Annotated in this window: 7 protein-coding genes and 3 pseudogenes; 9 read left to right on the top strand and 1 reads right to left on the bottom strand. The window is 54.6% G+C overall.

The window, feature by feature from the left end; all coding sequences use genetic code 11:
• Positions 1–215 precede the first annotated feature (215 nt).
• From AC3WJN_RS20870 to AC3WJN_RS20890, 5 genes and pseudogenes are all read left to right on the top strand, one after another.
• Entirely contained in the window at positions 216–1,157 is a 942-nt protein-coding gene (locus AC3WJN_RS20870; protein ID WP_007783909.1) for an ABC transporter substrate-binding protein, read from the top strand.
• Between the two features lie 218 nt (positions 1,158–1,375).
• Positions 1,376–1,720 carry an ArsR/SmtB family transcription factor gene (locus tag AC3WJN_RS20875; protein ID WP_007783907.1) on the top strand — a complete coding sequence of 115 codons (345 nt, stop codon included), beginning with the start codon at positions 1,376–1,378 and terminating at the stop codon, positions 1,718–1,720.
• Between the two features lie 27 nt (positions 1,721–1,747).
• Positions 1,748–2,262: pseudogene (locus AC3WJN_RS20880) on the top strand (SRPBCC domain-containing protein).
• 124 nt (positions 2,263–2,386) lie between these two features.
• Positions 2,387–2,917, top strand: coding sequence for an RNA polymerase sigma factor (locus tag AC3WJN_RS20885; protein WP_007783904.1), 531 nt, complete (start codon positions 2,387–2,389; stop codon positions 2,915–2,917).
• Entirely contained in the window at positions 2,901–4,217 is a 1,317-nt protein-coding gene (locus AC3WJN_RS20890) for a penicillin-binding transpeptidase domain-containing protein (RefSeq protein WP_007783902.1), read from the top strand. The genes AC3WJN_RS20885 and AC3WJN_RS20890 overlap by 17 nt, the downstream gene beginning before the upstream one ends.
• 114 nt (positions 4,218–4,331) lie before the next feature.
• On the opposite strand, the pseudogene AC3WJN_RS20895 reads toward AC3WJN_RS20890, so the two are convergent.
• Positions 4,332–5,027 (bottom strand): annotated as a pseudogene (locus tag AC3WJN_RS20895) (EamA family transporter); the annotation flags it as partial.
• Positions 5,028–5,059: 32 nt separating this feature from the next.
• On the opposite strand from AC3WJN_RS20895, the gene AC3WJN_RS20900 reads away from it, so the two are divergent.
• The 4 genes and pseudogenes from AC3WJN_RS20900 (at position 5,060) to AC3WJN_RS20915 (ending at position 8,381) form a co-directional block, all read left to right on the top strand.
• Positions 5,060–5,341, top strand: coding sequence for a LysR substrate-binding domain-containing protein (locus AC3WJN_RS20900; RefSeq protein WP_051998914.1), 282 nt, complete (start codon positions 5,060–5,062; stop codon positions 5,339–5,341).
• Between the two features lie 101 nt (positions 5,342–5,442).
• Positions 5,443–5,766, top strand: a pseudogene (locus tag AC3WJN_RS20905) (helix-turn-helix transcriptional regulator); the annotation flags it as partial.
• 134 nt (positions 5,767–5,900) lie between these two features.
• A complete protein-coding gene (locus AC3WJN_RS20910) occupies positions 5,901–6,740 on the top strand; it encodes an MFS transporter (RefSeq protein WP_007783897.1) in 840 nt (279 codons plus the stop codon).
• 459 nt (positions 6,741–7,199) lie between these two features.
• A complete protein-coding gene (locus AC3WJN_RS20915) occupies positions 7,200–8,381 on the top strand; it encodes an MFS transporter (protein WP_007783895.1) in 1,182 nt (393 codons plus the stop codon).
• Positions 8,382–8,397 lie beyond the last annotated feature (16 nt).

Genomic DNA, 8,397 nt, shown 5'->3' on the forward strand with positions numbered 1-8,397 from the left:
CTATGAATACAAACTTTCGGATATCCTCTAGCGCAAAAAAGGACAGTCAGGGCGTTTTTCCCTGACTGTTTTTCTTATTTTATATGCACGACGTAAATAAAAATCATTGACATAAGCGTTCGAATATGTGATTATCTACTCTGCAACTGATAATGAGAATTATTATCATGAAAATAGTTTACACCAAACACCATGGAGCAAGGAGAAATGAACGCATGAAAAAAACAGCACGAATCGCACTGGCCTGCTTGGTTGCCGTAGCCGTATTGGCGGGTTGTGGCACAAGCCAAACCGCATCGGAAGCAGATACGCAGCCAAAGACACGCGTCGTCAAGCATCTGATGGGGGAAGTGACGATTCCGGCGGAGCCGAAACGGATTGCAGACGTGTCGGGGGCAGCCGAGGAACTTTTGATTTTGGGACACAAGCCGGTGGCAACGGCGAATACATACAAAACAAAGATCATGTCCCACATAGCGGACAAGTTGACAGATGTAAAACCGGTTGGCTGGATGTGGGATGACTCCATCAATCTGGAGGCGGTAGTGGAAACAAAGCCAGACCTGATTATTATGAACAACCGCCAGCAAAAGCTGTACGAGCAAATGTCCAAAATCGCGCCAACGGTCGTGCTGGAAACAGACATGGACAAATGGCGGGACAAGTTTAAAGAAATCGGCCGCCTGTTCGGACAGGAAGAAGATGTGAACAAATGGCTGGCTGGCTACGACGAGAAGACGAAAACAATGCGCGAGCAGCTCAAGCAGACATACGGCGACCAGAGCTTCATGTTCCTCGCTGTAACGCCGAAACTGTTCCGCGTGTACGGAAACTACGGCTATGCGGACATCCTGTTCTCGGATCTCGGCTTAAAGCCGGCAGCGGGAACACCTGCCGATAAAACAATGGAAATGGTCGAGCTGGAAGGACTGTCGAAGTTTCAGCCGGACCATCTGTTCCTCGTCAACTTCGGCGGCAAAGCGGATGAGGTTTACGCAGAGCTGAAAAAGAGCCCGGTTTGGAACAGCAACAAAGCCGTTCAACAAGGCCATCTTTATGAAGTGACGAACGAAACGTTCAACATCAAAGCGTTTGGCCCAATCGGCAAGGAAATGCTGCTTGGGGAGATCGGGGCGATGTTGCTGAAAAAGCAATAACCATGCGCTCGGCACAGTAGAAGCGGGAAAAAAACGCAATGTTTCTTCCGGCTTCTTTTTTTTGGGAAGACTGTTGGACAGACGAGCGTTTCCTTTTTTAAAATATTCCTTTACGAGAATATTCCCTATCGCGTATATTGTGGATAACAGACAGATGACCGGAGTGGCAATGGAGATGAGAAAATACCGAGAAATCATCATGTAATGAGGTGAATGACATGTCAGGGAACAATCCGGACATGGGCATGACAACGCTGGGCACTTTGGCTGAACCGAATCGTCTGCAGATCGTAGAGCTTTTGCGCGACGGTCCTTTGACTGTGGGCGAGATTGCCGATCGGCTCGGACTTCGCCAGCCCCAAGCCTCGAAGCACTTGAAGGTGTTGAGCGACAACGGAATTGTGGAAGCCAAAGCCGAGGCGAACCGCCGGATTTACCGACTGCGGCCGGAACCGTTCCAGGCGCTCGATGCCTGGGTAAAATCATTCCAGCGCATCATGGAACAAAGGTACGACAATCTGGAAGACTACTTGCGGGAATTGCAGAACAAGGAAAAATTCTAGAGTGTACAAAAACGAGGAGGAATCGTCATGTCCAGAAACGCAATGGTGTCGAGAGTAGAAGGAGATCGCGTACTGGTGCTGGAGCGTGTTTTCGACGCACCGCGCGAGCTTGTGTTCCAGATGTTTAAAGAGTCGGAGCATCTCAAGCGCTGGTGGGGACCGAGAGGCTGGGAGGTTCCGGTTTGCCACATTGATTTTCGCCCGGAAGGCGTCTGGCATTACTGCATGAAGTGGCCGATCAGAGCCAGGGCGAGTATTACGGCAGGGAATCGTGGGGCAAAGGCGTGTACAAGGAGATCGACGAGCCGAACAAGATCGTCTACGTCGACTACTTCTCCGATGCAGAAGGAAGCGTGGACGAGTCGCTGCCGTCGACAGAGGTCACGCTGGAATTTATCGACGTGGACGGCAAAACGAAGCTGGTCAACCGGGCGGAATACGCGTCCGCAGAGGCGCTCAAGACGGTCATGGACATGGGCATGCTGCAAGGCATCACGGAGACGTGGGACCGTTTGGAAGAGCGCTTGAACGAAATAAAATAAGAGATCGAGCAAGGCCGCCTGGCTGTGGAGCTGGCGGCTTTTTCTTTTTTTGCGCAAAAAATGTAAGCAAATTTTATTTTTTCGTCTAATCAATAAGAACAACGTTAGATGAAGGAGCGAAGCAATGGAGCCGGATGACAGAATCGAGCAATGGTTTCTACGATACGGCAACGATGTGTACCAGTACCTGGCCTATTTTACAGGCCGAAGAGACGTGGAGGATTTGGTTCAGGAAGTATTCACGAAGGCGCTGAAAGCCTTGTCCGGCTATGAAGGCAGGGCGCAGCCCAGGACGTGGCTGCTTGCGATCGCGCGGCACACGGCGATCGACCATCTGCGCAAGCAAAAAATGATCGACTGGTTCCCGGAGTCGATCCTCCGGTTTCTCCGTTCCAGGGAGCGCACGCCGGAGAAAGCATTGGTGTTAAAGGAGCAGCTACAAGAGGTGTACCAGACGATGAACCAGCTCAAAAGGACGTATCGCGAAGTTTTGATCTTGCGCCTGATCGAAGGCGTATCGACGGAGGAGACAGCCGAAATTTTGGGGTGGAGCGAAGCAAAAGTGAGCACCACGCTGCACCGGGCAGTCAAAGAGCTGCAAAAACGAATGCGCAATCGCGGCAAGGAGGTCCAGCTACATGACGTCATCTTCTGAAGAAAAAGAGATTAGCAGGCTGCTGCAATCATTTCCGAGGCTCAGCATGGAGGAGGACAAGCAGCGCGACATCATTCGTCAGCTTCGCCAGGACAAGGCGCTGCTCGAAAAGCGGAAAGGACGGACAACGTCCCGCAAAGCTATCGGAGGGATCGCTGCTTTTTTGGCAGCGGTGTGGCTCGCTTCTCCGTTTCTGCCCCCGTCACAAGCTCCATCCCCTCCCGGTAGCCAGAAGACAGAGGGCGAGAGTCGGCCGGCTGCGGGAGCGACGGAGACAGACCTTGTGCTGACGATCGACTCGCAAATCCAGTCGTATGTGGAAAAGGCGCTCGCGCAGACGCACGAAGCTGTTCGTCCGAAAAGCGTGACAGTCATCGTCGCCGACCCGAACAGCGGCGAGATTTTGGGGATAGGCAGTCGGGGGAAGGATGAAAGCGAAAGTCGTTTTGACGGCGCGGTAAAAGCAATGCCTGACCCCGGCGCGGCCTATCAGATTGTGACGCTGGCGGCAGCGATACAGGAAGGCAAGTTTGATCCGCGCGAAATTTACGAATCCGGGACGTACACCGATATTCCGGGCGAACCGATCAAAGATTTCAACAACGGCATCGGCTGGGGGAAAATCACCTATCTGGAAGGAGTTCTTCGTTCCTCGAATGTGGCATTCGCCAAGCTTGCCCACGAACGATTGCAGCGGGAGACGATGCAACAATATTTGCAGCGATTTGGCTTCGGGCAAAAAACTGGGGCAGGGGTGGCAGATGAAGAGGCGGGGCAGCTTCCCAAGCTGGACGAGCCGCGCCAGGTAGCTTTGGCGGCCACGGGGCTGGGCGGTGCGGTTACTCCTCTGCAACAGGTTGCTGCGGTGGGGGCGATCGCCAATGGCGGAAAACTGATGCAGCCGCATCTGTTTAAACAGGCGGGAGCGGGGGAGAACAGCCGTTACATGATCCGCCAGGTCGTCTCGGAGGAAACGGCGGAAAAAGTTCGCGACATATTGGACTCTGTGGTCAACCGCGTTCACGGCTCCGGAGTTGGCCTTCGTCTTGCGCAGGAAGATTATTCGGTAGCGGGAAAGCCTAGTGTGATAGAGAAGACCGATCAGCAGGGGAACGCAACCGGAAAGTACGTTGTTTCCGTGATCGGATTTGCGCCCAGTGACGATCCGAAAGTTTTGGTGTATATCGGGGTGGACGAGCCGCAAAGGGAGTGGCCAGAAGTGCTCAGTTGGAGAAAAATCGTCGCTGAGCCATTCCAGCAGGTCTTGCAAAACAGCTTGCAGCATATACAGAAGCGATGAGCGGCGGCGAGGCGAAAACAGGATAGCTGATTGGCAGAAACAGGGATTCGCGAAGGGCAGGGCATGCTCTCGCGAATCCCGTTGTTTTTTCGGCTGATCGTCCCGATAGATGAATCACGCAGTCGGTACCCCGGCCCGCTTGGTTTTTTCCGGCCTTTTCCCGTATCGGAGCTGTTTTCGCTGAAAATGGTTGTTGCGGATCAGGGCAAAAATGACCAGCAACGTGCCGTAAAACTCGAACATGCTGATTTCGTAGCCTTGAAGCGCCATCAAGGCAAACGTCGTGACCGGAACCAGATTGATGAACAAGATCCCGTTGAGCGGAGTGAGCCTTTTTATCCCTTCATTCCAGCTTAACAGGGCGACTAGTCCCGGCAGCAGGACCATGAAGGCCATTTCATAGCGGATCGAGCTGATGCTTTCCCAGCTCGGGGCGGGTATCCATTGAAGCAGAGTGGCAGTCGCGACCACGCCAAAAGAGACGCCTGTGCCGAGCAAGCACGTCAATGTCGAGTAGCGCAGCGTCGACCAGCCGCCAAAACGCGCGCTCCCCATCGAGTAGACGACCCAGCCGACGACGCCTGTGAAGATGAGCAGCAGCGGGAAAAGCTGGTCGCTTGCCGTGACGAAGAAGGCCAGGCTCCCGTTTGTAATGACCAAGAGCGCCCCGGCCAAAGCGATGGCAATGCTCGTGATCGCATAAGCCGGCGGCCATTTTCTGGTATGCAGGGCAAGCAGCGCGATGGGGATCATCGGCATGAGCACTTCCATGATGGAGGCAGCGATCGTGCCTGTTTCTCCCATAAGCTTTTTCGCGCGATATTTTGGCGAAAATGGAGGATATGCACCGATTTTTTCATCAGACGTCCGTGCCGTCCGGCGTGCTTTCCATCGGCATGGTCGAGACGATCAATCAGCTTCCTGACCTGTTGTCGGCCTATTGCAGCCGGTATCCGCAGGTCGATCTCTCGCTTACGGCTGGCGTAACCGAGCGTCTGCTCCAGCACGTACTCGATGTGGAGCTGGACGGGGCGTTCGTGACGGGGCCGATCAGTCATCGGCGGTGTCGCAGCAGGCATCGGCATGACGATTTTGCCCAGGTCGGCGGTACGGCATATGGCTGAAAGCGGGCAAGTTCATCTGCATGCGGTGCCGAAGCCGTACCGGGACGTGACGACGGTTTTCATCCGCCGAAAAGACGCCGTCATCACGAGCACGATGCAGTCAACCTCTGCCACTTTCCCGTTTGGCCAGTCATGTTGCCTACAGCCAATACCATTTTGCGCGTATTTTCAAGGAAAGGATCGGCCTGTCTCCGCTGTACTACGTCTCCTCGATGCGCTTGCAGAAGGCGAAGGATTTGCTGCTGCGCACGAACATGAGCGTTCGCGATATCGGCCGGGAAATCGGGCAGCAGAGCCTTGGGACGTTTTCCAGCCGATTTGCCGAAAAAGTGGGCGTATCGCCGAGCGAATTTCGCGAGTCTGCACAGCGGGCTGACGACCAACTGCGCTCTTTGCGGTTGCTTTCCGACTGGAGGCAGTTTTATTGATCTTGGCATCATAGCAATCGAAAAGAAATCACAAGCTATGGGTCATGGTAGGATAGGATGGGTTACCGATTTAGAGAAGAGATGAAGTGAGTGCGCAAACTCGCAATTGGACGATCGAAAGGAGAAACCAAGTGGAAAATCATCAAGATGCAAAGCAGAGCGGAGGGACGTTCGGGAGCAGGAGCAACTTCCTCGTCGTCATGGTCATGATCCTCGGCGTTTTTGTAGCCATTCTCAACGAGACGCTCCTGAACGTGGCCTTGTCGAAAATTATGGATGACATCGGCATTTCTCCTAGCAAGGCGCAATGGCTGGCAACGGGCTATTTGCTGGTGATTGGCGTATTGATCCCGATTACCGCCTTTCTCATTCAACGGTTTACAACGCGGGCGTTGTTTTTGTCTGCGATGGGGCTGTTCGCGCTGGGGACGCTCGCGGCGGCGATTGCGCCGGGATTCGGCCTGCTTTTGGTCGGCAGGGTGCTGCAAGCTGCGGGAACGGGGCTGTTGTTCCCTTTGCTGACGAATGTGGTGCTGTCCGTCGTCGCGATTGAAAAACGCGGTTCCGCGATGGGAACGATCGGGATTGTCATTACGTTTGCACCGGCGATCGGACCGACGCTGTCCGGCATCGTCGTCGAACATTTCAGTTGGCGCGCGCTCTTTTACGGCGTATTGCCGATTGCTTTGTTCGTGATCGCTTTCGCCTATTTCCGACTGAAAAACGTGACGGAAACTTCTCGCCCGCGCGTAGACGTGCTTTCGCTGCTGCTGTCTACCTGTGGCTTCGGGGGCATCGTGTTTGGCTTCAGCAGCGCGGGAGAAGGTTCTGGCGGCTGGGGGAGCAACGAGGTGCTTTGGCCGATCGCCATCGGGGTTGTCGCCCTCATCCTGTTCACCTGGCGGCAGTTGCGCCTGGCCGAGCCGCTGCTTGATCTGCGCACTTTTACGTATAAAGTATTTCGGATGTAACCCCCGCAAGCCCCTGACGAGGAAAGAGAAGAAATAAGCGAAAGCTCTTTGGGAACCCAACCGAGGTGGAGGGGAAAAAGCGAAACACGCCTTTAAGCGTCCACTCTGAGACGCTTCCTCGAAAGGACCACTTTGGACGCGGTTTCGCTTTTTCCCCGGAGCCGGGCAGTGAAGCTTCCGCGCAGGGAGCCCAAGAAGCTACAGCGATTTCTTCTCTTTCCTCGCCACCACTATGGCCGCGATAAAGGGCTTTTAGTAACCACTTTCAACGATTCAAAATAACTAATAAACCCTGGCTAAACTTCTTCCCCCACATCCAAAAACTAATGACTTCCCACCCAAAGGGAAAAACTAGCTGCAAATCGTCGAACTTTTATTTGCGGGCAGGAAAAACGAACGACACGCGAAATGTTTACAAGGCGTGAATGCGCGCAAACGAAAAGAAAGCAGGGAAAACAAATGTCAGCACCTTACAAAAAAGTGTTTTGGGCAGCCGGCTTTGGCTGGATGTTCGACGCGATGGATGTTGCCCTTTTATCATTTATTATGGTTGCACTCAGGCAAGAATGGGGATTGTCTCCGGAAGAAGCCGGCCTCTTGGGGACCGGCAACCTCGTAGGCATGGCTATCGGGGCGATTGCAGGCGGCTACATGGCAGACCGGATCGGGCGAAAGCCAGTCTTTCTCCTCACACTCCTGCTGTTTGGCGCGGCCAGCTTCGCCAGCGCTTTTGCCACAGGCTTTCTCACCATGCTGCTCTTCCGCTTTTTGATGGGCTTGGGCCTGGGCGCAGAGCTGCCTGTTGCCTCCACGCTCGTCAACGAGTTCGCACCCCCGGAAAAACGCGGGAGTACCGTCGTGCTGCTGGAAAGCTTTTGGGCCGTTGGCTGGATCGCGGCAGCGGTGATCTCGTACTTCATCATCCCGGAGTACGGCTGGCGAGTGGCGGTCATCATCGGGGCCTTGCCGATTGTGTACGCGTGGTACGCGCGCAGGGCCATTCCCGAATCGCCCCAGTTCCAGCAGCGCGCCGAGCAGGTGCCGCTGCAGAAGCTGCTCACCTCGCACAAGCGGGAAACGATCGCTTTGTGGGCGGTCTGGTTCGCCATCGCCTTTTCCTACTACGGCATGTTTTTGTGGATGCCGTCCGTGCTCGTGGACAAAGGCTTTACGATGATTAAAAGCTTTCAGTACGTCCTCATTATGACCTTGGCGCAGTTGCCGGGCTACTTCGCCGCAGCGTATCTCGTGGAAAACTGGGGCCGCAAAAAGACGCTGGCAACCTTTTTGTTGATGACCGCCGTGATGGCGTTCGCCTTCGGGCAGAGCAGCGGGACGACCGAGCTGCTGGTCACAGGCGCGTTGCTCTCCTTTTTCAATCTCGGCGCTTGGGGCGCTTTGTACGCCTACACGCCGGAAAACTACCCGACGCCTCTGCGCGCGACAGGCACTGGCGTCGCTTCCGGCATCGGGCGGATTGGCAGCATTATCGCGCCTTATCTCGTCGGCTACTATTCGGCCTTGCACTACAGCTATACGTTCATTTTCAGCGTGTTTACGATCGTGCTGTTCGTCGGCACAACCGTCCTGCTCGTGTACGGAAAAGAAACGCGGCCGTCTGACGCCGCGAGCGTAAGCTAAGCGGCGGTCAGGCAAG

It is taken from the genome of Brevibacillus sp. FW306-2-1A-C05A (genome assembly GCF_058781555.1).